At 67.9% G+C, this 24,808-nt stretch carries 22 protein-coding genes and 1 pseudogene; 5 read left to right on the top strand and 18 right to left on the bottom strand.

Annotation, left to right across the window (positions count from 1 at the left end):
* Both purL and QZW52_RS11405 read right to left on the bottom strand, forming a co-directional pair.
* On the bottom strand, positions 1-2,747 hold a 2,747-nt coding region (purL, locus tag QZW52_RS11410; protein ID WP_293998735.1), incomplete at its 3' end, for a phosphoribosylformylglycinamidine synthase.
* Positions 2,748-2,804: 57 nt separating this feature from the next.
* Positions 2,805-3,953 carry an NAD(P)/FAD-dependent oxidoreductase gene (locus QZW52_RS11405; RefSeq protein WP_293998732.1) on the bottom strand — a complete coding sequence of 383 codons (1,149 nt, stop codon included), beginning with the start codon at positions 3,951-3,953 and terminating at the stop codon, positions 2,805-2,807.
* Between the two features lie 53 nt (positions 3,954-4,006).
* Between QZW52_RS11405 and map the strand changes: the two genes are divergently transcribed.
* On the top strand, positions 4,007-4,819 hold the full coding sequence (gene map / locus QZW52_RS11400; RefSeq protein WP_293998730.1) for a type I methionyl aminopeptidase: 813 nt from the start codon (positions 4,007-4,009) through the stop codon (positions 4,817-4,819).
* Entirely contained in the window at positions 4,819-7,452 is a 2,634-nt protein-coding gene (locus QZW52_RS11395) for a [protein-PII] uridylyltransferase (protein ID WP_293998728.1), read from the top strand. Before map ends, QZW52_RS11395 begins: the two co-directional genes overlap by 1 nt.
* On the opposite strand, the gene QZW52_RS11390 is transcribed toward QZW52_RS11395, so the two are convergent.
* The 16 genes from QZW52_RS11390 to rpsB form a co-directional block, all read right to left on the bottom strand.
* The gene (locus tag QZW52_RS11390) at positions 7,449-8,231 is read right to left on the bottom strand and encodes a TrmH family RNA methyltransferase (RefSeq protein WP_293998726.1); all 783 of its coding nucleotides are present in this window, start codon (positions 8,229-8,231) and stop codon (positions 7,449-7,451) included. The genes QZW52_RS11395 and QZW52_RS11390 overlap by 4 nt on opposite strands.
* The gene (gene rnhB / locus QZW52_RS11385) at positions 8,228-8,893 is read right to left on the bottom strand and encodes a ribonuclease HII (RefSeq protein WP_293998724.1); all 666 of its coding nucleotides are present in this window, start codon (positions 8,891-8,893) and stop codon (positions 8,228-8,230) included. Before rnhB ends, QZW52_RS11390 begins: the two co-directional genes overlap by 4 nt.
* Positions 8,865-10,013, bottom strand: a complete 1,149-nt coding sequence (gene lpxB / locus QZW52_RS11380; protein WP_293998722.1) for a lipid-A-disaccharide synthase — start codon at positions 10,011-10,013, stop codon at positions 8,865-8,867. Before lpxB ends, rnhB begins: the two co-directional genes overlap by 29 nt.
* 14 nt (positions 10,014-10,027) lie before the next feature.
* Positions 10,028-10,816, bottom strand: coding sequence for an acyl-ACP--UDP-N-acetylglucosamine O-acyltransferase (gene lpxA, locus QZW52_RS11375; RefSeq protein WP_293998719.1), 789 nt, complete (start codon positions 10,814-10,816; stop codon positions 10,028-10,030).
* Positions 10,817-10,829: 13 nt separating this feature from the next.
* Positions 10,830-11,267: a 3-hydroxyacyl-ACP dehydratase FabZ gene (gene fabZ, locus QZW52_RS11370; RefSeq protein WP_293998738.1), complete on the bottom strand. Its 438-nt coding sequence runs from the start codon at positions 11,265-11,267 to the stop codon at positions 10,830-10,832.
* A 59-nt stretch (positions 11,268-11,326) separates the two neighbouring features.
* Positions 11,327-12,385, bottom strand: a complete 1,059-nt coding sequence (gene lpxD / locus QZW52_RS11365) for a UDP-3-O-(3-hydroxymyristoyl)glucosamine N-acyltransferase (RefSeq protein WP_293998717.1) — start codon at positions 12,383-12,385, stop codon at positions 11,327-11,329.
* Complete coding sequence (locus tag QZW52_RS11360) at positions 12,382-12,939, bottom strand: OmpH/Skp family outer membrane protein (protein WP_434738320.1); 558 nt, start codon at positions 12,937-12,939, stop codon at positions 12,382-12,384. The genes lpxD and QZW52_RS11360 overlap by 4 nt, the downstream gene beginning before the upstream one ends.
* 2 nt (positions 12,940-12,941) lie before the next feature.
* Positions 12,942-15,245, bottom strand: coding sequence for an outer membrane protein assembly factor BamA (bamA, locus tag QZW52_RS11355; protein WP_293998713.1), 2,304 nt, complete (start codon positions 15,243-15,245; stop codon positions 12,942-12,944).
* A gap of 11 nt (positions 15,246-15,256) precedes the next feature.
* Complete coding sequence (gene rseP / locus QZW52_RS11350; protein WP_293998711.1) at positions 15,257-16,621, bottom strand: RIP metalloprotease RseP; 1,365 nt, start codon at positions 16,619-16,621, stop codon at positions 15,257-15,259.
* 6 nt (positions 16,622-16,627) lie between these two features.
* Positions 16,628-17,854, bottom strand: a complete 1,227-nt coding sequence (locus tag QZW52_RS11345) for a 1-deoxy-D-xylulose-5-phosphate reductoisomerase (protein WP_293998709.1) — start codon at positions 17,852-17,854, stop codon at positions 16,628-16,630.
* On the bottom strand, positions 17,851-18,687 hold the full coding sequence (locus QZW52_RS11340; RefSeq protein ID WP_293998706.1) for a phosphatidate cytidylyltransferase: 837 nt from the start codon (positions 18,685-18,687) through the stop codon (positions 17,851-17,853). Before QZW52_RS11340 ends, QZW52_RS11345 begins: the two co-directional genes overlap by 4 nt.
* A gap of 13 nt (positions 18,688-18,700) precedes the next feature.
* Positions 18,701-19,453, bottom strand: coding sequence for a polyprenyl diphosphate synthase (uppS, locus tag QZW52_RS11335; RefSeq protein ID WP_293998704.1), 753 nt, complete (start codon positions 19,451-19,453; stop codon positions 18,701-18,703).
* Between the two features lie 63 nt (positions 19,454-19,516).
* On the bottom strand, positions 19,517-20,077 hold the full coding sequence (gene frr / locus QZW52_RS11330) for a ribosome recycling factor (protein ID WP_293998701.1): 561 nt from the start codon (positions 20,075-20,077) through the stop codon (positions 19,517-19,519).
* A 29-nt stretch (positions 20,078-20,106) separates the two neighbouring features.
* Positions 20,107-20,817, bottom strand: a complete 711-nt coding sequence (gene pyrH / locus QZW52_RS11325) for a UMP kinase (RefSeq protein ID WP_293998698.1) — start codon at positions 20,815-20,817, stop codon at positions 20,107-20,109.
* 51 nt (positions 20,818-20,868) lie between these two features.
* Positions 20,869-21,765, bottom strand: a complete 897-nt coding sequence (gene tsf, locus QZW52_RS11320; RefSeq protein WP_293998696.1) for a translation elongation factor Ts — start codon at positions 21,763-21,765, stop codon at positions 20,869-20,871.
* A 91-nt stretch (positions 21,766-21,856) separates the two neighbouring features.
* Positions 21,857-22,606 (bottom strand): 30S ribosomal protein S2, encoded by a 750-nt coding sequence (gene rpsB, locus QZW52_RS11315; protein WP_293998693.1) that lies wholly within the window; start codon positions 22,604-22,606, stop codon positions 21,857-21,859.
* A gap of 212 nt (positions 22,607-22,818) precedes the next feature.
* Between rpsB and QZW52_RS11310 the strand changes: the two genes are divergently transcribed.
* The 3 genes and pseudogenes from QZW52_RS11310 to QZW52_RS11300 form a co-directional block, all read left to right on the top strand.
* On the top strand, positions 22,819-24,144 hold the full coding sequence (locus QZW52_RS11310) for an amidase (protein WP_293998690.1): 1,326 nt from the start codon (positions 22,819-22,821) through the stop codon (positions 24,142-24,144).
* Entirely contained in the window at positions 24,141-24,620 is a 480-nt protein-coding gene (locus QZW52_RS11305) for a PIN domain-containing protein (RefSeq protein ID WP_293998687.1), read from the top strand. The genes QZW52_RS11310 and QZW52_RS11305 overlap by 4 nt, the downstream gene beginning before the upstream one ends.
* Positions 24,617-24,808, top strand: a pseudogene (locus tag QZW52_RS11300) (hypothetical protein); the annotation flags it as partial. The gene QZW52_RS11305 and the pseudogene QZW52_RS11300, both read left to right, overlap by 4 nt.

Raw genomic sequence — 24,808 nt, 5'->3', positions numbered from 1 at the left:
GCCGCCGCCCACAGCCCGCCGTCGCTGCGGTCGTGGTAAGCCAGCAGCTTGCCTTCCGAGCGCAACTGGTTGATCACCGTGACCAGCGCCCTGAGCTGCGCCGGATCGTCCACATCCGGCACCTCGTGGCCGAACTGGCCGATCACCTGCGCCAGCATCGAGCCGCCCATGCGGTTCTGGCCATTGCCGAGGTCGATCAGGATCAGCGAGGTGTCGAGTCCGGCCGGCGTGTCGGTCTTGAGCTGCGGCGTCAGCGTGCCGCGCACGTCGTCGAGGGTCACGAACGCGGTGACGATCAGCGAGACCGGCGCCACGACCTGCTTGGACTGCCCATCGTCGCTCCACTTGGTGCGCATCGACAGCGAATCCTTGCCGACCGGGATGCCGACGCCCAGCGCCGGGCACAGCTCCATGCCGACCGCCTTGACCGTCTCGTACAGCGCCGCGTCCTCGCCCGGCTCGCCGCACGCCGCCATCCAGTTCGCCGACAGCTTGACCCGCGACAGCTCGAACGGCGCCGCCAGCAAATTCGTGATCGCCTCGGCCACCGCCATGCGACCCGACGCGGGTGCATCGAGCGAGGCCAGCGGCGTGCGCTCGCCCATCGCCATCGCCTCGCCGCGGAAGCCGCTGTAGTCGGCCAGCGTCACCGCGCAGTCGGCCACCGGCACTTGCCACGGCCCGACCATCTGGTCCCGGTGGCTCAGGCCGCCCACGGTGCGGTCGCCGATGGTGATCAGGAAGCGCTTGGACGCCACCGTCGGGTGGCGCAGCACGCTGAACGCCACCTCGTCGAGCAGCACGCCGGTCAGGTTCAGCGGCTTCTCGGTGCGGGTCACGCGGGTGACATCGCGGTGGACCTTCGGCGGCTTGCCCAGCAGCACGTCCATCGGCATGTCGATCGGACGCTCGCCACCGGGGCCGTCTTCGAGGACCAGCTCGCGGTCATCGGTGGCGATGCCGACCACGGCATACGGCGCCCGCTCGCGGCGGCACATCTCGTCGAACAGCGGCAGCGCCTCCGGCGTCACCGCCATGACGTAGCGTTCCTGGCTCTCGTTGCACCAGATTTCCTTGGGTGCGAGTCCTGTCTCTTCCAGCGGCACCTTGCGGATGTCGAAGGTCGCGCCCTTGCCGGCGCCGTCCACCAGCTCCGGAAACGCATTGCTGATGCCGCCCGCGCCCACGTCGTGGATCGCCACGATCGGGTTGCTGGCGCCCAGCGCGAAGCAGTGGTTGATGACCTCCTGCGCACGGCGCTGGATCTCGGGGTTGCCGCGCTGGACCGAATCGAAGTCAAGCGACGCCGTGTTGGTGCCCGCCGCCATCGACGACGCCGCGCCGCCGCCCATGCCGATGCGCATGCCCGGCCCGCCGAGCTGGATCAGCAGCGTGCCCGCGCCGAAGGGCAGCTTGTGCGTCTGGCTGTCGGTGATCGTGCCCAGACCGCCGGCGATCATGATCGGCTTGTGGTAGCCGCGCTGCACGCCCGCCACGTTCTGCTCGAACACGCGGAAGTAGCCCGCCAGATTCGGCCGGCCGAACTCGTTGTTGAACGCCGCGCCGCCCAGCGGACCCTCGGTCATGATCTGCAGCGGACTGGCGATGTGTGCCGGCTTGCCGACTGGCGCGGTTTCCCACGGCTCGTTCGTGCCGGGCAGGTTCAGGTTCGACACGCTGAAGCCGGTCAAGCCTGCCTTGGGTTTCGAGCCGCGGCCGGTCGCGCCTTCATCGCGGATCTCGCCGCCCGCACCGGTAGCAGCGCCAGGGAACGGGGAAATCGCCGTCGGGTGGTTGTGCGTCTCGACCTTCATCAGCACATGCACCAGCTCTTCGCGGGCAGCGTACTGCGGTGCATTCGTGTAGCCCTGCGGCGTCCAGCGTTCGATCACACCACCCGTCATCACCGAGGCGTTGTCGCTGTAGGCCACCACGGTGGACTGGGGCGACACCTTCTCGGTGTTGCGGATCATGCCGAACAGGCTCATCGGCTGGCGCTCGCCGTCGATGGTGAAGTCGGCGTTGAAGATCTTGTGGCGGCAGTGTTCGGAGTTGGCCTGCGCGAACATCATCAGCTCGACATCGCTCGGGTTGCGGCCCAGACCGGTGAAGGCGTTCACCAGGTAGTCGATCTCGTCCTCGGACAGCGCCAGCCCGAACTCCGTGTTGGCCACGACCAGCGCCGCACGGCCCTGCCCCAGCACATCGACATGCGCCAGCGGCTCGGCCGGCTGCGCGTCGAACAGGTGGCGGGCGGCGTCACGCTCGAAGGCGGCCGATTCGGTCATGCGGTCGTGCAGCACCAGCGCACACGCCTGCAGTTCCGCCGGCGTCAGCGGCTTGGCACCGCCCTTGAAGGTGTCCAGCAGGCCGGACTTCAGCACCAGCCGGTACTCGGTGACGCGCTCGACACGGTGCAGCGTGGCGCCGCAGTTGCGGGCGATGTCGGTCGCCTTCGAGGCCCACGGCGACAGCGTGCCCAGCCGCGGCATCACGACGATCAGCTCGCCCTCGGGCTTGGCGGTGTACGCATCGCCATAGGTCAGCAGCGCCGAGAGCTTGTCGAGGTCCGCGCGCTCCAGCGCCGTGTCGCTCCACACCCAATGCACATGGCGCGCCGACACATCGACGATGCGCGGGCAGACGGCTTGCAACCGCGGCAGCAGAGCCTGGGCGCGGAAGGCAGAGAGGGCGTTGCCACCCTCGAAAGGCTGGAGGTGCTGGGAGGTGCTGGAGGAGGAAGACACGCGGTGAGTCCCGAAGGGCTGGAAAGCGTGCGATTTTAGGCGAGCTTGGCGTGGAGGTCAGGACAGCGCCCGCACCACTTCGTCGGCGATCGCCAGACAAGAGGTCAAACCCGGTGATTCGATGCCCAGAAGCTGCACCAGCCCTGGCACGCCATGCACCGCCGGCCCGTCGATGCGGAAGTCCGCCGCCGCCACGTCCGCCCCGCCCAGCTTGGGCCGCACCCCCGAATAACTCGGCTGCAGCGCACCATCCGGCAGACCGGGCCAATAGCGTCGGATCGCCTCGGCCATGCCCTGCACGCGCTCGGGCGCCACGGCGTAGTCGATCTGCGCCGCGTCGGTGATGTCGAGCCACTCCACATCCGGGCCGAAGCGCATCTGGCCGCCCAGGTCGAGCGTCACATGCACGCCCAGCCCCGCCGCCTCGGGGATCGGGTAGACCAGCCGCGAGAAAGCCGGTCGGCCGCTGCAGGCGAAGTAGTTGCCCTTGCAGAAATACGCCGTGGGCTGCTGCGCCGTGGCTTCAGGTGTCGCCGGCCAGCCACGCAAGCTGCGGGCGATGGCCGGGGCGCTCAGCCCTGCCGCGTTGACCACCTCGCGGGCGAGGATCTGCATCGGCTGCGCGCCACCGACGTCACCCACGTCCAGCACGATCCCCTCCGCCGTGATCACCCCGCCGGTCACGGGCGAACACAGCGCCAGCGACGCCCCCGCCGCTTCGGCATCCCCCAGCAGCGCCAGCATCAGGCCGTGGCTGTCGATGATCCCCGTCGAGGGCGACCACAACGCGGCGACGCAGGACAAGGCCGGTTCCACCGCCCGGGCATCGTCGCCGGTCAGGCGCTGCAGGTCGTGGACGCCGTTGGCGCGGGCCTGGGCGTGCAGCGCATCCAGCTTGCCGAGCTGCGCACCGCTGGTGGCCACGATGAGCTTGCCGCAGCGGCGGTGTTCGATCCCGCGCTCGGCGCAGTAAGCGTACAGCCGCTCCCGGCCCTGCACGCAGAGTTCGGCCTTGCGCGATCCTGTCGGGTAGTAGAGACCGGCGTGGATGACCTCGCTGTTGCGGGCGCTGGTGACGGTACCGAAAGCGTCGGCGGCTTCGAGGATGACGACCTCGCGGCCGGTCAGCGCCAGCGCGCGGGCCACGGCCAGGCCGACCACGCCGGCGCCGATGACGAGGGTTTCGATCTTGTCGAGGGTATCCATGCGGGCAGCTTAGCCGACCCCCAGTGCGACCCCCGGTGCGATAATCCCGCCCCATGTCGATCACGATCAAAACCGCCGCGGACATCGCCGCCATGCGCGTGGCTTGCCGCCTCGCCTCCGAAGTCCTGGACCTCCTCACGCCCCACGTCCGGGCGGGTGTGACGACCAACGAGCTGGACCGCATCGCCCACGACCACATCGTGAACGTGCAGCAGGCCATCCCCGCGCCGCTGAACTACCAGCCCCCCGGCTACACGCCGTATCCGAAGTCGATCTGCACCTCGGTCAACCACGTCATCTGCCACGGCATCCCGAGTGACAAGGCGCTGAAGAACGGCGACATCGTCAACCTCGACATCACCGTCATCAAGGACGGCTGGCACGGCGACACCAGCCGCATGTTCGTGGTCGGCGAAGGCTCGATCGCGGCCAAGCGGCTGTGCGCGGTGACGTATGACGCGATGTGGCACGGCATCCTGAAGGTCAAGCCCGGCGCACGCCTGGGCGACATCGGCCACGCCATCCAGACCTTCATCGAGAAGCAAGGGCTGTCCGTGGTGCGCGAGTTCTGCGGCCACGGCATCGGCCAGAAGTTCCACGAGGAGCCGCAGATCCTGCACTACGGCCGACCGGGGACGCTGGACGTGCTGGTGCCCGGCATGGTGTTCACCATCGAGCCGATGGTCAACGCCGGCCGGCGCGAGCTGAAGGAAGCGGGCGACGGCTGGACCATCGTGACCAAGGACCGCTCGCTCTCGGCGCAATGGGAACACACGCTGGCCGTCACCGAAACCGGCTTCGAGGTGATGACGCTCTCCGCCGGCAGCCCCCCGCTGCCCGCGTTTGTCACGACCACGTCCTGCTGATGTCTGACACCACCGGCGCCGATGCCGACCGCCGCCACCCCCTGCCCGCCCTGCCGCTGCCCGAACTGCGGCGCGTGCTGCGCGAAGGCAAGCAGGCGCTGATCCAGCAGTTCCGCGACGGCAAGGCCACCGTGCCGAACGCCGACCGGCTGGTGCGCCAGTTGACGCAGCATGTGGACAGCGTGCTCGGCCAGTTGTGGCACCAGTCGGAGCTGCCTCGCGGCGCAGCACTGGTGGCGGTCGGTGGCTACGGCCGTGGCGAGCTGTTCCCGTATTCCGATGTCGATGTGCTGCTGCTGCTCCCCGAAGAGCTGGCGCAGACCCATGAGCAGGCCCCGGACGATCCACGCCGCGCCGGCATCGAAGCCTTCATCACTGCCTGCTGGGACATCGGCCTGGAGATCGGCTCCAGCGTCCGCACGGTCGAGGAATGTGTCTTCGAGGCGCAGGCGGACGTGACCATCCAGACCTCGATGATCGAGGCGCGCTTCCTGTGCGGCGCGAAGAAGCTGTTCGAGCAGTTCCGCCGCGCGACGCAAGAGGTGCTCGACCCGGCCGCCTTCCTGCGCGCCAAGTCGCTGGAGATGCAGCAGCGCCACGTCAAGTACGAGAACACGCCCTTCTCGCTGGAGCCGAACTGCAAGGAAAGCCCCGGCGGTCTGCGCGATCTGCAGGTGGTGCGCTGGATCGCGCTCGGGGCCGGGCTGGGCCGCTCCTGGCGCGAGCTGGCGAGCAAGGGCCTGATCACCCGCTTCGAGGCGACGCAGCTCCAGCGCAACGAGGGCCTGCTCAAGCTGATCCGGGCTCGGCTGCACACCATCGCCGGCCGGCGCGAGGACCGCCTCGTGTTCGACCTGCAAACGGCGGTCGCCGAGAGCTTCGGCTACGTCTCGACCCACGAACGCCGCGCCAGCGAAGCCCTGATGCGCCGCTACTACTGGGCGGCCAAGGCGGTGGTGCAGCTCAACCAGATCCTGATGCTGGGCATCGAGGACCACGTCACGGGTTCGGCTGATGCCCCGATGCGGCCGATCGACGCGCGCTTCTTCGACCGCGGCGGGATGCTCGAAGTCGCCAGCGACGACCTCTACCAGCGCGATCCGCACGCCATCCTGCAGACCTTTCTCGTCTACCAGCAGACGGTCGGCATCAAGGGCCTGTCGGCGCGCACGCTGCGGGCGCTCTACAACGCCCGCGAGCTGATGGACAGCGCCTTCCGCAGCGATCCCGAAAACCGGCGCATCTTCATGGAGATCCTGCGCGAGCCACAAGGCCACACGCACGCCTTCCGGCTGATGAACGACACCTCCGTCCTCGGGCGCTACCTGTGGGTGTTCCGGCGCATCGTCGGCCAGATGCAGCACGACCTGTTCCACGTCTACACGGTCGATCAGCACATCATGATGGTGCTGCGCAACGTGCGGCGCTTCTTCATCGTCGAGCACACGCACGAGTACCCCTTCTGCGCCCAGCTCGCCGCGCACTGGGACAAGCCGTGGCTGCTGTATGTCGCCGCGCTGTTCCACGATGTCGCCAAGGGGCGCGGCGGGGACCACTCGGACCTGGGCGCGGTCGAGGTGCGCAAGTTCTGCCGTGACCACGGCATCGACAAGGAAGACGGGCGGCTGATCGAGTTCCTGGTCAAGGAACACCTGACCATGTCCCGCGTCGCGCAGAAGGAAGACCTGTCCGACCCGGACGTGATCGACGCCTTCGCCCGGCATGTGAAAGACCCGCGCCGGCTCACCGCGCTGTACCTGCTGACGGTGGCGGACATCCGCGGCACGAGTCCCAAGGTATGGAACGCCTGGAAAGGCAAGCTGCTGGAAGACCTGTTCCGCGCCACGCTGCGGGCGCTGGGCGGGGCCAAGCCGCAACTGGATGCAGAAATCGAGATGCGCAAGCTGGAAGCGCGGCAACTGCTCGCGCTGCACTCGATGCTGCCGGGCATCGAAGAGACGCTGTGGAAGACGCTGGACCTGAACTACTTCACCCGCCACGACAGCGGCGAGATCGCCTGGCACGCGCGCGCGCTCAACCGCAAGGTGGATGCCACAAAACCGCTGGTGAGCGCCCGTCTGTCCCCGCTCGGCGAGGGCCTGCAGGTGCTGGTCTATGCGCCCGACCGGCCGGACCTGTTCGCGCGCATCTGCGGCTATTTCGACTCGGCGCAGTTCAGCATCCTGGATGCGCGGGTCCACACGACGCGGGCCGGCTATGCGCTCGACACCTTCCAGGTCATCACGCCGTTTTTTGACCAGGCGTACCGGGATCTGATCGCGCTGGTGGAGAACCAGCTCGGTCTGGCCCTGCAAGCCGATGGCCTGCTGCCACAGCCCAGCCGCGGCCGGCTGTCACGGCGGGTCAAGTCCTTCCCGGTGACGCCGCGCGTGCAATTGCGCCCGGACGAGCGGGCACAACGCTGGGTGCTGTCGGTGTCGGCCAGCGACCGCTCGGGACTGCTCTACAGCATCGCCCGCGTGCTGGCCAAGCACCACGTCAACCTGCAGCTCGCCAAGATCAGCACGCTGGGCGAGCGGGTCGAGGACACGTTTCTGGTCGATGGGGCGGCGCTGCAGCACAACCGCAGCCAGATCGAATTCGAGACCGAGCTGCTGGATGCGCTGAGTTAAGGCACCAACGCCTGCCGGGCCGACTCGTACAGACAGATCGCCGTCGCCGCCGCCACGTTGAGCGACTCCTCGCCGCCGGGCTGCGCAATGCGCACCGTCAGCCCGCAGCGTTGCATCAGCGGCTCGGCGACGCCCTGCCCTTCGTGGCCGAACACCCAGGCACACGGCACCGGCAGCGCCAGCTCATGCAAGGCCTGCGCCGCGTGCGAGCTGGTGGCGATGAGGGTCACGCCCAGCGAATCGAGTTCGCTGACGATCACGCCCTCGACCAGGTGCAGTGCGAAGTGCGCCCCCATGCCGGCGCGCAGCACCTTCGGCGACCACAGGCCCGCGCTGCCCCGCATCGTCAGCACCTGCTTCACGCCCAGCGCCGCCGCGCTGCGCAGGATCGTGCCGACGTTGCCGGGGTCTTGCAGGCGGTCGAGCACCACCGTCGCCACGCCCGCCATCGGCGCCTGCCCCTTGGCTGGGCCGTCGATGAGGAAGCCGATCGGCGCAGGCGACTCCAGCGAACTGACCTCGGGCAACAGGCTGTCGTCGAGCACGCTGATCTCGTCCGCCTTCAGCGCCAGCTCGCGCGGGCCGGGTTGCAGCCACGCGCTCGCGCCGACCACCGCCTGCTTCGGCCGCCCGCCCCGCGCCAGAAACGCCCGGCACAGGTGGTCGCCCTCCAGCCAGACGAGGCCGAGCTTGCGGTAGGCGCCCGGCTCCTGGGCGAGCCGGCGCAAGTCCTTGACCAGCGGGCTGCTGCGGGAGGTGATGTGGCGAGGTTCTTTCATGGGATCGGCTTCGGGTTCTGGTGCAGCAAGGCGGCGGCGCGCACGGGTGCATAGGAGCGGCGGTGCTGGTCACAGGGACCGTGTTCGCGCAGCAGGCTCAGGTGGGCGGCGGTCGGGTAGCCCTTGTGGACATCGAAGGCGTATTGCGGATAACGCACATGCAACTCGGCGCAAAGCCGGTCACGGTGGACCTTGGCCAGGATCGACGCCGCCGAGATGGCCTGCACCTTGGCATCGCCCTTGACGATGGCCTCGGCGGGGATGCGCAGGGTCGGGATGCGGTTGCCATCGACCAGCACCTTGACTGGCCGCAGCCGCAGGCCCTCGACGGCGCGGCGCATCGCCAGCATCGTCGCGTGCAGGATGTTGAGCTGGTCGATCTCCTCCACCGTCGCCTCGGCGATGCAGCAGGCGAGCGCCTTGGCGCGGATCTCGTCGAAGAGCTGCTCGCGCCGCTTGGCCGTGAGCACCTTGGAGTCGGCCAGACCGGCGATGGGCTGCAGGTCGTCGAGGATCACCGCCGCCGCCACGACCGGCCCCGCCAGCGGCCCGCGCCCGGCCTCGTCCACGCCCGCGACCAGGCCGGGGCGGTCGAAGCTCAGCGCGAACTGCTCGCTGATGAAACGGACAGGCTCAGCGGCCGAGGATTTGCGCGATGGCATCGGAAGCTCGTCGCGCCGTGTCCTGGCGCAGCAGGTGGTGCAGTGCAGTGAAACGCCGATGCACGCCTTCGCAGCGGGCGGGGCTGTCGAGCCACTGCTCGGCCGCTTGCGCCAGGGCTTCGGGGGTACAGGAGTCCTGCAACAGCTCCGGCACGACAAAGGCACGCGCCAGGATGTTCGGCAACCCCACCCACGGCTGGTAGGCCATGCGCTTCATGCGCCACCACGACAGCGTGGGCATGTTGTACGTGATGACCATCGGGCGCTTGAACAGGGCGGCTTCGAGTGTCGCGGTGCCGCTGGCGATCAGCGTCAGGTCACACGCCGCCAGTGCCTCGTGCGAGCGGCCGTCGATGACCTGCAGGTCGATCTGCCCGGCGAACTTGGCCACCAGCGGATCGACCAGGTCGCGCACCCCGCGCATCGCCGGCAGCACGAACTTCAGCCCTGGCCGCCGCTGGGTCAGCAAGGCCGCCGCGCCCAGCAAGCTCGGCAGGATGTGGCGGATCTCGCTGCGGCGGCTGCCCGGCAGCAAGGCGATCACGGTCGCGTCCGCCGACAAGCTCAGCGCGGTGCGGGCCGCTTCGCGGGGCACCTCCATCGGGATCGCGTCCGCCAGCGGGTGGCCGACGTAGGTGGCGGCAATGCCGGCGCGCTGGTAGATCTCCGGCTCGAAGGGGAACAGGCACAGCACATGGTCCACGGCCTTGCGGATCTTGTGGATGCGCGTGCCCCGCCAGGCCCAGATCGACGGGCTGACGAAGTGGATGGTCTTGACGCCCGCCGCCTTCAGGCGTGTTTCCAGCCCGAGGTTGAAGTCCGGTGCATCGACACCGATGAACGCGTCAGGGCGGTCCTTCAGCAGGCGGTCCCCCAGCGCCGTGCGCAGCGCGAACAGCCGCCGCAAGCGCCACAGCAGCTCGACGCTGTAGCCATGCACGGCCAGCAGGTCATAGGGCCACCACGCCTCGAAACCGTGGCGCGCCATCTGCGGCCCGCCAATGCCCGAAGACTGCAGATCCGGCCAACGCTGTTTCAGCCCCCCCAGCAGCAAGCCGGCCAGCAGATCCCCGGAAGGCTCGCCAGCCACCAGTGCGAGGCGCGGATCGGTCGTTTGCATCTCGTCGGACTGGCTCAGCGGACGATGCCGCGGGGCACGTGGGCGAGGAAGTCCAGCATCAGCCGCACCTCGCCGTCCGCGTCCGGCACCGTGCCGAGCAGGGCCTCGATCTCGGCGCGGGCGGCGTCCAGCGTGAGGCTCTTGCGGTAGAGCGCGCGGTACATCTGCTTGACGACGGCGATGCGCTCCGGACTGAAACCGCGGCGCTTCAAGCCCTCCTGGTTGAAGCCGTGGGCCTCGCAGGGGTTGCCGGCGACCATGACGAAGGGCGGCACGTCCTGCGCGATGCGGGAGGCGAATCCGGCCATCGCGTGGGCGCCGACGCGGCTGAACTGGTGGATGCCCGTCAGGCCGCCGATGATCGCCCAGTCGCCCACCTGCACATGGCCGGCCAGGGTCGTGACGTTGGCCATGATGGTGTGGCTGCCGATGCGGCAGTCGTGGGCGATGTGGACGTAGGCCATGAGCCAGTTGTCGTCGCCGATGCGGGTGACGCCTTCGTCCTGTGCGGTGCCAGTGGAGACGGTGCAGGATTCGCGGAAGGTGTTGCCGTCGCCGATCTCCAGCCGGGTCGGTTCGCCCGCGTACTTCTTGTCCTGCGGATCGGAGCCGATCGAGCAGAAGGGATAGAAGCGGTTGTTCTGGCCGATCGCCGTGTGGCCGTCGATGACGCAGTGCGGGCCGACGCGGGTACCTTCGCCCAATTGAACGTGGGTACCGATGATCGAGTACGGGCCGACCTCGACCGAGGGGTGCAGTTCGGCGCCGGGATCGACGATCGCGGTGGGGTGGATGCTGCTCATGCGCGGCCCGTGGTCAGGCGATCTTGCGCATGGTACACATCAGCTCGGCCTCGGTCGCCAACTCGCCGTTGACCGTGGCGCGGGCCTTGTACTTGAAGATGCCGCCCTTGGACCGCTCCAGCGTCGATTCGAGGATGAGCTGGTCGCCCGGCTCGACAGGACGCTTGAAGCGCGCGCCGTCGATGCCCGCGAAGTACACCACCGTGTCCTCGCCGGGATCCTCGCCCATCGTCGCGAACGACAGCAGCGCCGACGCCTGCGCCAGGGCTTCGAGGATCATCACGCCCGGCATCACGGGGCGGTGCGGGAAGTGGCCCTGGAAGATCGGCTCGTTGATCGAGACGTTCTTGAGTGCCTTGATGCGCTTGCCCAGCTCGATCTCCAGCACGCGGTCCACCAGCAGGATCGGGTAGCGGTGCGGCAGCTTCTTGAGGATCTGGTGGATGTCCATCTTGAGCAGGACCGGCGCGGGGGTCTCGGTCGTCTCGGCGGGCAGGATCGGCGTCGTGGTCATGGTGTCATCTTCTTTTCGAGGGCGCGCAGGCGGTCGCGCAAGGTGTGCAACTGGCGCAGGGTGGCGGCATTTTTCTCCCACGCGGCGTTGTCGTCGAGCGGGAAGACCCCGCTGTACTGTCCCGGCTTGGCAATCGAGCGCATCACGACGCTGGCCGCGGAGATGTGGACGCCGTCCGCAAGCGCCAGATGGCCCAGCACGATCGCGCCGCCGCCCACCGTGCAGCCGCGGCCGATGCGCGCGCTGCCAGCCACGCCGACACAGCCGGCCATGGCGCTGTGGTCGCCGATCTGGACGTTGTGGCCGATCTGGATGAGGTTGTCGAGCTTGACACCCTGGCCGATCACGGTGTCGTCGAGGGCGCCGCGGTCGATGCAAGTGTTGGCGCCGATCTCCACGTCATCGCCGACCACCACGCCACCGAGCTGTTCGATCTTTTCCCAGCGGCCGGCGGTGGGCGCGAAGCCGAAGCCGTCCGCGCCGATGACGACGCCGCTGTGCAGCAGGCAACGGGCACCGAGGCGTGTGCCGGACATCAGCGTCACGCGGGGGGCCAGCCGGGTGGCCTCACCGATCTCGACACCCGCGCCGACAAAGGCATGGGCACCGATCACCACGTGGCGACCGATGCGCGCGCCAGATTCGACGACCGCCAGCGGTCCGATGGACACGCCCTCGCCGAGCACGGTGTCTGGCGCCACCACGGCACTGGGATGCACGCCGACAGGGGCCGCCAAGCGCGTGCGGGCGGCCCACCACTGGGTGAGGCGCGCGAAGTAGAGGTAGGGATCGGGTGTGACCAGCGCGACGCAGCCGTCCCGCACACCATCCTGCACCGCCGGGGCCACGATGACGCAGCCCGCGGCCGTGTCCTGCAACTGGCTGCGGTAGCGCGGGTTCGACAGGAAGCTGACCGTGGTGGCATCGGCGCTGTCGAGCGGGCCGATGCGGTGGATCAGGCGATCGCCGGGTGGTTCGGCGAGGTCGGTGGCGACCAGTTCTCCCCCGAGGGCCGCCTGCACCTCGTGCAGCCGCACGGAGAAGACGGGACTCACTTGGCCGGTGTGGCGGGTGCGGCGTTGAGCGCCTTGATCACCTTGTCGGTGATGTCCACGCGGGGACCGGCGAAGACCACCGGGTCTTGCAGGATCAGGTCGTACTTCTCCGCGTCGAAGATCTGCTTGATGACGCGGTTGGCGCGTTCGACCACCGAGGACAGTTCTTCGTTCTTGCGCTGGTTCAGGTCTTCCTGGAACTCGCGGCGCTTGCGCTGGAGGTCGCGCTCTTGCTCGACGAGGTCGCGCTGCCGGCGTCCACGCTCGGATTCCGCCAGCGTGACCTGTTCTTTCTCGAACTTGTCGGCGGTGGTTTTCAGGCGGGCCGCAGCGTCGTTGAGTTCTTTCTCTCGCTTGCCGAACTCGACTTCGAGCTTGGCCTGTGCCGCCTTGGCGGGCGCCGCATCACGCAACATGCGGTCGCTGTTGACGTAGCCGATCTTGAATTCCTGCGCCGACACCGCCGGGCACGCCAGCAATGCTGCCGTCGCGACGACGCCGGTGGTGAGGGCAAACAGGGCCTTGGCAGCCAGCGGACGTATGAAGGAAGTCATCATCAGAATGCGGTACCGATCTGGAACTGGAAGCGTTGGATTCTATCCTGAGCGAACTTGCGGATAGGTTGACCCCAACTGAGTTTAAGCGGACCGACGGGCGAGATCCAGGACAAGCCCAGACCGACCGAGGTCCGGAACGAGGCGAGGGTGGGTTTCTCGTTGTCGCCCCAGACGTTGCCGGCATCGACATAGCCGAAGAAGCGCAGCGTGCGGTCGTTGCCGGTGCCGGGGAAGGGGAAGTACAGCTCGCTGTTGAGGTTGATGCGCTTGGTGCCACCGAGGTAGGCGCCCGTCACGTCCACCGGACCCATCGAGTTCTGATCGAAGGCGCGCACCGTGCCCAGACCGCCGCCGTAGAAGTTCTTGAAAATCGGGAAAGGCCGCCCGCCCAGACCGATGCCGTGCCCAATTTCGGCGTTCAGGCCAAGAGTGAGCTTCTTGCTGAGCGGGAAATACTGCTGGAGCTGGTAGTTGCTGCGCAGGTAGCGCGTGTCACCGAAAGCGCCCCACTCCAGGTTGACGCGCTGGTAGCGGCCGTCGGTCGGCACCAGCGCACTGTCGCGGCCGTCGCGCTGCCAGCCCAGCGTCAGCGGGAAGGAGGTGCTCGATTCGCCGTAGGTGGCGCGGTAGCGGTAGAAGTTTTCCGGCAGCGCAGTGGCCGACCGGATGCTGGTGCGCTCGACGCCGACGCCAAAGAAGACCGTGTCGTAGTCCGAGAACGGCACACCGAACCGCACCGCCGCCCCCGGCGTCACCAGTTCATAGGCTTCACCCTGGCTGTTGAGCGGCTTGTTGGTGCGGTAGTAGACATCGAGCGAGCGCGAGATGCCGTCGCGGGTGAAATACGGATCGACGCTGGACAGCACCAGGGTGCGTGCCGACTTGCTGGTGTTGAGTTCGATGCCGAGGTAGTTGCCCGAACCGAACACGTTGTCCTGCTTGATCGAACCGGTGAAGGAGAACTTGTCCGCACTGGAGAAGTTCGCACCCACCAGCAGGCTGCCAGTGGGCTTTTCCTTGACGTTGATCGTCAGGTCCACCTGGTCGAAGGTACCGGGAACTTCATTGGTATCGACATCGACCTCGCTGAAATAGCCCAGCCGATCGACCCGGTCCCGCGAGAGCTTGATGCGCTGGCCGTCGTACCAGGCCGACTCGAACTGGCGCAGCTCGCGGCGGATCACCTCGTCGCGGGTGCGGGTGTTGCCCGAGACATTGATGCGGCGCACATAGACCCGGCGGCCCGGATCGGCGTTCAGCACGATCTGCACGCGGCCGGTGTTGCGGTCGATCTGCGGCACCAGATCGACTTTGGCAAAGGCATAGCCGAACAGGCCGAAGCGGTCGGTGAACGCCTTCTGGGTGTTGGCCACGTCCTCGGCGCGGTAAGGCTCGCCCGGACGGATCTTGACCAGGGCCTTGAACTCTTCTTCCTTGCCAAGGAAGTCGCCGCTGAGCTTCACGCCGGTGACGGTGTACGGCTGCCCTTCCTTGATGTTGATGGTGATCGAGATGTCCTGCTTGTCGGGCGAGATCGCCACCTGCGTGGACTCGACGTTGAACTCCAGGTAGCCGCGGTTCAGGTACCAGACACGCAACGTTTCCTGGTCAGCGTTGAGCTTGGTGCGGGCGTAGCGGTCATTCTTGGTGTACCAGGTCATCAGCCCGCCGGTGGTCAGGTCGAGCTGACCGAGCAGGGTGCCTTCGGAAAACGCCTCGTTGCCGGTGATGTGGATCGCGCGGATGCGGGCAATGCCGCCTTCGGTCACGGCAAAGGTGACGTTGACGCGGTTGCGGTCCACGGGGGTGATCGTCGTGACCACCTCGGCACCGTAGAGGCTGCGGGTGAGGTACTGGCGCTTGAGTTCCTGCTCGGCACGGTCGGCCAGGGCCTTGTCGAAGGGCTGGCCTTCACCGACGCCGATGTCCTTGAGGGCCTTGATCAGGGTCTCGCGGTCGAATTCCTTGGTGCCAGTGAAATCGACGCTGGCGATGACGGCACGCTCTTCGACCACGACCACGGCGACCTGGCCTTCGACCTCGATGCGCACGTCCTTGAACAGGCCCGTGGCGAACAGCGCGCGCAGCGCCGCAGCGGCTTTTTCGTCGCTGTAGGTGTCGCCCACGCGGAACGGCAGCGCGGCGAAGACCGTGCCGGCCTCGGCCCGCTGCAGCCCTTCGACGCGGATGTCCTTGAGGACGAATGGCTGAACAGCCAGAGCGGGCAAGGCCGCGGACGCCACCAGCACCGCAACGGCACAGGCACGGGGAGACAGAGCGAATTGGTAGGCGGGTACGCGCATGCGGTCAGCGATCAGTGCAGGCCCAGGTAACGGGCCACATCGTTGTAGAGGGCGAGCGACATCATGAGCAGGATCACCATGAAGCCGCCACGTTGCAGTCTGGCGGTCCAGAGGTCGGAGATGGGCCGACCGGTGGCACCCTCGATCAGATAATACAGGAGGTGTCCCCCGTCGAGCATGGGCAGTGGCAGCAGGTTCATCACCCCCAGGCTCACGCTGACCACCGCCAGAAAGCCCAGGTAATAGGCCAGTCCCAGCTCCGCAGACTGGCCCGCATAGTCCGCGATCGTCAGCGGGCCACTGAGGTTCTTGAGCGACGCTTCACCGACGAGCATGCGGCCGAACATGCGCAGCGACATCGCCGACATGTCCCAGGTGCGCTCGACGCCCTGCTGCAGCCCTTCAGCGAATCCCAAGCGGACCAGATCCATCTGGGGCCGGCTGCCGACCACCGCCTCGATGCGCCCGATGGTCTGCCCGTGGTCGTCCAGGCGAACAGGTCGAACCTCGATGGCGAGCGTGCGCCCGCTGCGCTCGATCTGCCACGACTGCGGCAGCGGATCACCGCGGCTGCCCGAAGCCCGGATCTGTGCCCGCAGGCTGGTCGCGTCCACCACGGCCTGGCCATCCACGCGCAGCACCCGATCGCCGGCTTTCAGTCCCGCCCGATCCGCCGGTCCACCGGCCTTGATGTCACCGAGCACCGGCTCTGAATACGGCGCGACCACGCCAATGCGGCGCACCAGTTCGGTGTCCGCCTCATCGGCCTGCAGACCCGACAGGGGCAACGCCACCTCGCGGCGACCGCTGCCGCCCACGCCGGTCACATCGAGCTTCAGATCGCGCCCGTCCAGTGCCGCCCGCGTGAGCTGCCAGCGCAGGTCGGTGAGCGAGGCGATGTCCTGCCACTGCTCCGACCCGGCGGGCGACCAGCGGCGGACCCACTGCCCCGCCTGCAAGCCAGCGCGCTCGGCCACACTGCCCGCCGCTGGCGAGGCGATCACGGCCCGTGGCTCCTGCGTGCCGATCCAGGACGAGGCCGCATACAGCAGCACCGCCAGCACCAGGTTCGCCGCAGGCCCTGCCACGACCACCGCCGACCGCTGCAGCAAGGTCTTGCGGTTGAACGCACGGTGCAGCTCCTGTGGTGCGACCGGCCCCTCGCGCTCGTCGAGCATCCGCACGAAGCCACCCAGCGGCAGCGCGCTGATGGCCCACTCGGTCTCGCCGATCTGCCGCTTCCAGAGCGTCGGACCAAAGCCGATCGAGAACTTCAGCACCTTGACCCCGCACGCGCGTGCCACCCGGAAGTGGCCCCACTCGTGGACGACGATCAGCACCCCGAGGGTGACGAGAAAAGCCAGCAGCGTGTTCATGCCGGGTCAGACGCCGCAGCGCCCGACAAGTTCAGCGGCCAGACGGCGGGCGCACTGGTCCAGGTCGAGCAAACCGGCCACCGAGTCCGTCGCATCCGCCGGAACGACGATGCGGGCCAGCGTCTCGGCGTTGACCGCGTGGATCTGGTCGAAACGCAGCCGCTGGTCGAGGAAGGCTTCCACCGCGATCTCGTTCGCCGCGTTCAGCACCGCCGTGCTGCCCGGCGTGCCTTCCAGCGCGGCCCAGGCCAGTTGCAGACCGGGGAACCGCGCGGCATCGGCCGGCTCGAAGGTCAGCGGCTTGAGCGACAGGAAATCGAGCTGCGACGCGCCCGACGCGATGCGCGCCGGCCACGACAAGCCATACGCGATCGGCACGCGCATGTCGGGCGTGCCGAGCTGCGCCAGCACCGAGGCATCGCGGCAGACCACCATCGAATGGACGATGCTCTGCGGGTGGATCACGACCTTCACCTGGCGCGGCGTCAGATCGAACAGCCAGCGCGCCTCGATGACTTCGAGCGCCTTGTTCATCATCGTGGCCGAGTCCACCGAGATCTTGCGGCCCATGACCCAGTTCGGGTGCGCGCACGCCTGGTCGGGCGTCACGTCGCGCAAGGTCTTCGGATCGCGGTCGCGGAAGGGGCCACCGGAGGCGGTCAGGATGATGTGGTCGATGCGCTGCGCCCAGGTCGAGCGGTCTTCGGGCAGGCACTGGAAGATGGCCGAATGCTCGCTGTCGATGGGCAGCAACTGCGCCCCGCCCTCGCGGACGGCGCGCATGAACAGCGCGCCCCCGACGACGATCGCTTCCTTGTTCGCCAGCAGCAGCCGCTTGCCGGCGCGGGCCGCGGCCAGACATGGCGGCAAACCGGCAGCACCGACGATCGCCGCCATGACACTGTCCACGTCCGGATGCGCGGCCACGGTTTCGAGCGCCGCCGCCCCGACGAGCACCTCGGTCGGCACACCTTCGGCGCGCAGCCGGTCGGTCAGCGCACGGCCGAGTGCGGCGGTCGGCACTACGGCGAAGCGCGGGCGCCAGACGCCGCACTGGGCAGCGAGTTCCTCGGCGCGGCTGTGGGCGCTCAGGGCGAACACCTCGTAGCGGTCGGGGTGGCGCGCGAGCACATCAAGCGTGCTGGTGCCGATCGAACCGGTCGAGCCGAGCACCGTCACGCGCTGGCGCGGCGTGTCGGAGAAGGTGAAATCAGGGGCAGCAGAAACGGTCATGCAAGTACCAGGGCGAGGGCCAGCGGACACACGGGCAGGAGCGCGTCGATGCGGTCCAGCACACCACCGTGGCCGGGCAGCAGTGCGCTGCTGTCCTTGGCTCCGGCACTGCGCTTGACCAGCGATTCGAACAGATCGCCGACGACGCTCAGACTCGACAGGAAAAGACAGGACACCAGCAGCCCGGCCCAGCCCCAACGCTGCTGCAGGGCGGTGTAGAGGCTCGGGCTGTCGGCGGATCCGCGCTGGTCGAAGGCGATCCAGGCAACGGCCAGGACCAGCACGCCGACCATGCCGCCCACCACGCCTTCCCAGCTCTTGCCGGGGCTGATCGCGGGAGCCAGCTTGCGCCGACCGAAGGCGCGGCCACTGAAATAGGCCGCGATGTCCGCCATCCAGACCAGACAGAACACCGACAGCAGGAAGTTGAGTCCGCGGGCCTTGCCTTCGGCGATGGCCAGCCATGCCAGCCACAGCAGCAGCACGCCGCCGAGCAGTCGCAATGCGGCGGGCGTGTGCGGCCAGGCGGTCACGCCACGCTTCAGCACCAGCGCACCACCGAGCACCCAGACCAGCATCGCCAGCACCCACACGGCACCCGGCGTGTGGCCAATCCAGCCGGCCTGCCACATCAGCGCCGCACCAGCCGCCACCACGGCACCCGTCAGCAGCGCAGCGGTTCCAGGATAGGCATTCAGCCGGGCCCACTCCCAGCCTGCCGCGGCGACCATCACCAGCATCAGCAAGGCGAAGGGCCAGACCGCTTGCGCGAACAGCGCCGGGAGTAGCACCAGCAGCATGAGGACTGCGGTGATGATGCGCTGTTTGAGCATGGGGAGAAACCGATCAGGCGTCGGGCGCCAGGGTGATTTTCTGCCCGCTGGCCGAGATGTCGGTTTTCACGCCACCGTAGCGGCGATCACGGGCGGCGTAGTCGGCCAGTGCCTTGTCGATCTCGGCTGCGTCGAAGTCGGGCCAGAGGCAGTCGGTGAAATACAGCTCCGAGTACGCCACCTGCCAGAGCAGGAAGTTGGAGATGCGGACCTCGCCACCAGTGCGGATGAACAGGTCCGGATCGGGGGCGTAGGCCAGCGCCATGTACTTCGACAGCAGCGCCTCGTCGATCTGGTCCGCCCGCGCGCCATCGGCCACCGCGCGCTGGCACGCCTGCACGATGTCCCAGCGACCACCGTAGTTGAAGGCCACGGACAAGGTGATGCGGGTGTTGCCGGCCGTCACGCGCTCCGCGTGTTCCCAGGCCGAGCGCACTTTCTCGGACACCGCCGCCCGGTCGCCAATGATCTGGATCCGCACGCCGATGTCCGACAGGCGCGCCAGATACTTGGCCACCGCCGTCAGCACCAGGTTCATCAGACCGGAGACCTCGTCCTCGGGGCGTTTCCAGTTCTCGGACGAAAACGCGAACACCGTCAGGTATTCGATGCCCCGGTCGGCGCAAGTGTTGATGCAGTTGATGAGCGCATCGACACCGTACTTGTGGCCGACGATGCGCGGCATCAGGCGCTTGTTGGCCCAGCGGCCGTTGCCGTCCATCACGACGGCGACATGGCGGGGAATGCGTTTCGCGTTGTCAGCCACGGCAGCCTGCCTCGGGTCCGGTGGTGAAATCGTTCGGAAGGAACATGGCGGGCGAGTGCTGGCTCAGACGGCCAGGATCTCGACTTCCTTGGCGGCCACCAGCCGGTCGATCTCGGAGATGACGCGGTCGGTCAGCTTCTGCATGTCGTCCACCGAGCGGCGCTCTTCGTCTTCGGAGACGAGCTTGTCCTTGGCCAGACGCTTGGCCTGGTCGTTGGCGTCGCGGCGCAGGTTGCGCACGGCGATGCGGGCGTCTTCCCCCGCGTTGCGCACGACCTTGGTCAGGTCGCGGCGGCGCTCTTCCGTCAGCGCCGGCATCGGCACGCGGATCATCTCGCCCAGCGCCGACGGATTCAGGCCCAGGTCCGACTCGCGGATGGCCTTCTCGATCGGCTTGGCCATGCTCTTTTCCCACGGCTGCACGCTGATGGTGCGGGCGTCGATCAGCGACACATTGGCCACCTGGCTGATCGGCAGCATCGAGCCGTAGTAATCGACGTGGACCTGGTCGAGGATGCCCGGATGGGCTCGGCCGGTGCGGATCTTCTGCAGGTCGTTCTTGAAGGATTCGATGGACTTGGCCATCTTGGCTTCGGCGTTTTTCTTGATGTCGGCAATGCTCATCGTGGTGCTCCTGCTGGGTCCGGACGCCGTCAGACGTGGACCAGCGTTCCTTCGTCTTCACCCATGACGACGCGCTTGAGGGCGCCCGGCTTGAAGATCGAGAATACCTTGATCGGGAGGTTCTGGTCACGGCACAGCGCAAAGGCCGTCGCGTCCAGCACCGCCAGGTTGCGGCCGATGGCCTCGTCGAAGGTCAGCGTCGCGTAGCGGGTCGCGGTCGGATCCTTCTTGGGATCGGCCGTGTAGACGCCGTCCACCTTGGTCGCCTTCAGCACGATCTGGGCACCGATCTCGGCGCCACGCAGCGCAGCGGCCGTGTCGGTGGTGAAGAAGGGATTGCCGGTGCCGCCCGCGAAGATGACGACCTTGCCCTCTTCCAGATACTGCAGCGCCTTGGGACGCACATACGGTTCGACGACCTGGTCGATGCTCAGGGCGGACATGACACGGGCGGTCATGCCTTCCTGGCGCATCGTGTCGGACAGCGCCAGCGCGTTCATCACGGTCGCCAACATGCCCATGTAGTCGGCGGTGGCGCGGTCCATGCCGACCGCACCGCCCGCCACACCGCGAAAGATGTTCCCGCCGCCGATCACCACCGCCACTTCGCATCCGAGCTGGGTGATTTCCTGCACCTCGCGCACCATGCGGACGATGGTGGCGCGGTTGATGCCGTAAGCATCGTCGCCCATCAGGGCTTCACCAGACAACTTGAGAAGGATGCGTTTGTAAGCGGGCATGCAGTGACCTCGAAGCAGAAAAATGACGATCGCGAGTTTAGGGCAGGAACGTTACTGGCCCTTGGCAGCCGCGACCTGCGCAGCCACTTCGGCGGCGAAGTCGTCCTGCTTCTTCTCGATGCCTTCGCCGACGATGAACATCGTGAAGCCAGCGGGCGTGGTGCCGGTGGCCTTGAAGTACTGGCCGACGGTCTGCTTGCCGTCTGCCGCCTTCACGAACACCTGGTCGAGCAGCGAGACCTCCTTGAGGTACTTCTGCACCGAGCCTTCGACCATCTTGGCGACGATCTCGGCCGGCTTGCCCGATTCAGCAGCCTTCTCGGCGGCGACGCGGCGCTCGGTGTCGATCAGCGCGGCCGGCACTTCCGACGACGACAGCGCCACCGGTTTCATGGCGGCGATGTGCATCGCGGCGTCCTTGGCGGCGGCCCCGTCGCCGGTGTACTCGACCATCACGCCGATGCGCACGCCATGCAGGTAGTGCGCCAGTTGACCGCCGTCGGCGTAACGCTTGAAGCGGCGGATCGCCATGTTCTCGCCGATCTTGCCGATCAGGCCCTTGCGCACGTCCTCGACCGTCGGGCCGAAGTCTTCCATCGCCAGCGGCAGGGCCGACAGCGCGGCCACATCGGCCGGGTTGTGTGCGGCGATCAGGTCGGCACACGACTGCACGAAGGCCAGGAAGGTGTCGTTCTTGGAGACGAAATCGGTCTCGCAGTTGACTTCGACCAGGGCGCCGGTCGTGCCCGACACGGACGCGGCGATCACGCCTTCGGCCGTCACGCGGGAGGCGGCCTTGCCTGCCTTGCTGCCCAGCTTGACGCGCAGGATCTCTTCCGCGCGGACCATGTCGCCATCGGCTTCGGTCAGGGCCTTCTTGCATTCCATCATCGGCGCGTCGGTCTTCGCACGCAGGTCGCCGACCATCTTGGCGGTAATTGCAGCCATTGCAGTTGTCCTTGAATCTTGGAAGACGGATCTTCAAATCTTTGAAAAAAAGGGGCTGAACTCAGCCCCTTGCGCATCGAACCGAAGGGGCTCAGGCTGCGTCGTTCACTTCGACGAATTCGTCGGAGTTCGGCGTCGAAACCGCTTCGACCACTTCGTTCAGCGACTGCGCCTTGCCTTCCAGGACGGCGTCGGCCATCACGCGGGCGTACAGCGCAACCGCCTTGGCGGAGTCGTCGTTGCCGGGAATGACGTAGTCGATGCCGACCGGGTTGTGGTTGGTGTCCACGATGCCGATGACCGGGATGCCCAGCTTCTTGGCTTCAGCGATGGCGATCTTGTGGAAGCCCACGTCGATCACGAACATCGCGTCCGGCAGTGCAGCCATGTCCTGGATGCCGCCGATGTCCTTTTCGAGCTTGGCCAGTTCGCGCTGGAACAGCAGCCCTTCCTTCTTGCTCATCGACTCCAGACCGGCTTCCACCTGGGCCTGCATGTCCTTGAGCTTCTTGAGCGAACCCTTGACCGTCTTGAAGTTGGTCAGCATGCCGCCGAGCCAACGCTGGTCCACATAGGGCATGCCGGCGCGCTGGGCTTCTTCGGCGACGATGTCGCGGGCCTGGCGCTTGGTGCCGACGAACAGCACGGTGCCGCGCTTGGCAGCCAGCGAACGGGCGAACTTGGTCGCTTCCTGGAACAGCGGAACCGTCTTTTCCAGGTTGATGATGTGGATCTTGTTGCGGTGGCCGAAGATGTACGGGGCCATCTTGGGGTTCCAGAAGCGGGTCTGGTGACCGAAGTGGACGCCGGCTTCCAGCATTTCACGCATCGTGAAGGACATGGGTAACTCCAATATTTCCAAAGGTTGGATCTAGAATCCGACTCGAATTGCACGCAGTGCGCAGTCAACACCGCACTCGGCGCAACACCTTCAGCCAGTCGGATTCGGGATTGATTCTTCCGCCCCGGACTCCGGGACAGCCCCGCACACCATGTACCGGGCAATGCGCCGCAGAGGTGCGGCATCGGAAAAACCCCGAGATTGTAGCAGCCTTGACCCCCACCCACCCAGCCCGACCCCACGCCGACCTGGACACCGCGCTCGGCATCGCCCGCGGCACAGCCGCCGCCGCCTTCGTTCACCTCGACCCGGACGGTGCCCGTGCGGCGGCCAGCGCAGCCGCCGCACGGCTCCTGCGCGGTACCCCGGCGTCACCGCTCGACGGCCGCGTCATCAGCGTCAAGGATCTGTTCGATATCGCCGGTCAGGTCACGACCGCCGGCTCCACGGCGCTGGCCGACCGTCCCGCCGCGACGGCCGATGCCCCGGCCGTGGCCCGGCTGCGGGCGGCAGGTGCGGTGCTGATCGGCCGCACGCAGATGACCGAATTCGCCTTCTCGGGCGTCGGCATCAACCCGCACCACGGCACTCCCGCCAACCCCGCCATGGCCGCCATCGATCCACTGCCCCGCATTCCGGGCGGCTCGACCTCCGGTGGTGCCGTGTCGGTGGCGACAGGCGCGGCGTGGGCGGCCCTCGGCTCCGACACGGGAGGCTCGATCCGCATCCCGGCGGCCTTGCAGGGCCTGGTCGGTTTCAAGAACACCCAGGCCCTCACGCCCACTGCCGGCAGCATCCCCCTGTCGCCCAGCCTCGACACCGCCTGCGCCATCACGCGCACGGTCAGCGACGCCGTGGCCGTCCACGCCGTGCTGTCCGGCGCGGCATGCGTGCCACTCGACCGGCCGCTGTCGGCGTGGCGCTTCGGGGTGGTCGAACCGGTGCTGCTCGACGGACTGGATGCGGACGTGGCCCGTGCCTATGCACGCAGCCTCGCCGACCTCGCCCACGCGGGTGCGCAGATCGTGCCGCTGGCTCTGCCGGCACTGGGCGAGCTGGCCGCCCTGCAGGAAAACGGTGGCCTGCCCGCGGCCGAAAGCTGGACCTGGCACCACACCCTGCTCGCCGCACGGGGCGACCGCTACGACCCGCGCGTGGCAGCCCGCATCCGGCGCGGCGCCACCACCACCCCCACGGCACTCGCGCACCTGCACCGCCTGCGCGCAAGCTGGATGGCGCGCATGGCCGCCGAACTCGCTGGCATCGACGCCGTGCTGAGTCCGACCGTCCCCTTGGTGGCCCCTGCGTTGCAGCCGCTGCGCGCTGACGATGCCGCGTTCTTCGCGGTCAATGCGCAACTGCTGCGCAACCCGTCGATCGTCAACCTGCTCGACGGCTGCGCCATCAGCGTGCCCTGCCACACCGTTGGCGGCGCGCCGGTCGGCCTGATGCTGTGGACCACCGGCGGCCGCGATGCGGCCCTGCTGGGCGCGGCGCTGGCCGTCGAAGCGGCCCTGCAGCCGGGGCGCGGCGCATGAGCACGATGCACCCCCAGGACATCATCCTCGACACCAATGTCGTGCTCGACTGGCTGGTCTTCGAACACGCCAGCGGATTGGCCATCGGACGCGCCATCGCCACCGGCGAGCTGCGCTGGATCGTCAGCCCGGCCCTGCAGGAGGAGCTGGTCGATGTGCTCGGACGGCTGCTGTACTTGCCCACGCTGCTGCGCTGGAGTGCGCGCCACGCCCCCGCCATGGCCGGTCTGCACGCCTGGGCGCAACCGGTGGCAGCCCCCGGCCCGCTGCCGTTCCACGAGCGCCTGCGCTGCACGGACCCGGACGACCAGTGCTTCATCGACCTCGCCATCGCCCGGCGCACCCCCTGGCTGGTGACCCGGGACCACGCCCTGCGCCGGCTGGCACGGCGGGCACGACCGTTTGGCGTGGCCGTCGGAACACCGGAAGCCTGGGCTTTGGCCTGCACGGGCAGGCAGCCCGTGTCCACGCCATGAGCCCCGTGCGCCTGTCCGACCGGCTACGGATTTCGGCAGGCCCCTGCCCGACCCACGGCCACACGGCGGCCCGTGCCATCGAGGCATTCGCCGCGCAGACACTGGGACCGCAGACGCTGCTGGAGCGCGCTGGCGGCGCCGTGGCGCGCCTGGCCATGGCGCTGACCCCCCACGCCCGGTCCACCACC

The sequence above is a fragment of the Sphaerotilus sp. genome (assembly GCF_013299175.1).
Classification (GTDB): Bacteria; Pseudomonadota; Gammaproteobacteria; order Burkholderiales; family Burkholderiaceae_C; genus Sphaerotilus.
This window is presented reverse-complemented; position numbering and strand designations above follow the sequence as displayed.

Coding starts and splice junctions, on each gene's coding strand:
- frr (WP_293998701.1), bottom strand. CDS start 20,077: ATGAGCATTGCCGACATCAAGAAAAACGCCGAAGCCAAGATGGCCAAG.
- QZW52_RS11395 (WP_293998728.1), top strand. CDS start 4,819: ATGTCTGACACCACCGGCGCCGATGCCGACCGCCGCCACCCCCTGCCC.
- pyrH (WP_293998698.1), bottom strand. CDS start 20,817: ATGCCCGCTTACAAACGCATCCTTCTCAAGTTGTCTGGTGAAGCCCTG.
- QZW52_RS11345 (WP_293998709.1), bottom strand. CDS start 17,854: ATGACCGTTTCTGCTGCCCCTGATTTCACCTTCTCCGACACGCCGCGC.
- QZW52_RS11340 (WP_293998706.1), bottom strand. CDS start 18,687: ATGCTCAAACAGCGCATCATCACCGCAGTCCTCATGCTGCTGGTGCTA.
- tsf (WP_293998696.1), bottom strand. CDS start 21,765: ATGGCTGCAATTACCGCCAAGATGGTCGGCGACCTGCGTGCGAAGACC.
- QZW52_RS11405 (WP_293998732.1), bottom strand. CDS start 3,953: ATGGATACCCTCGACAAGATCGAAACCCTCGTCATCGGCGCCGGCGTG.
- QZW52_RS11390 (WP_293998726.1), bottom strand. CDS start 8,231: ATGAAAGAACCTCGCCACATCACCTCCCGCAGCAGCCCGCTGGTCAAG.
- lpxA (WP_293998719.1), bottom strand. CDS start 10,816: ATGAGCAGCATCCACCCCACCGCGATCGTCGATCCCGGCGCCGAACTG.
- QZW52_RS11305 (WP_293998687.1), top strand. CDS start 24,141: ATGAGCACGATGCACCCCCAGGACATCATCCTCGACACCAATGTCGTG.
- fabZ (WP_293998738.1), bottom strand. CDS start 11,267: ATGGACATCCACCAGATCCTCAAGAAGCTGCCGCACCGCTACCCGATC.
- rnhB (WP_293998724.1), bottom strand. CDS start 8,893: ATGCCATCGCGCAAATCCTCGGCCGCTGAGCCTGTCCGTTTCATCAGC.
- QZW52_RS11360 (WP_434738320.1), bottom strand. CDS start 12,939: ATGACTTCCTTCATACGTCCGCTGGCTGCCAAGGCCCTGTTTGCCCTC.
- rseP (WP_293998711.1), bottom strand. CDS start 16,621: ATGAACACGCTGCTGGCTTTTCTCGTCACCCTCGGGGTGCTGATCGTC.
- bamA (WP_293998713.1), bottom strand. CDS start 15,245: ATGCGCGTACCCGCCTACCAATTCGCTCTGTCTCCCCGTGCCTGTGCC.
- map (WP_293998730.1), top strand. CDS start 4,007: ATGTCGATCACGATCAAAACCGCCGCGGACATCGCCGCCATGCGCGTG.
- rpsB (WP_293998693.1), bottom strand. CDS start 22,606: ATGTCCTTCACGATGCGTGAAATGCTGGAAGCCGGCGTCCACTTCGGT.
- lpxB (WP_293998722.1), bottom strand. CDS start 10,013: ATGCAAACGACCGATCCGCGCCTCGCACTGGTGGCTGGCGAGCCTTCC.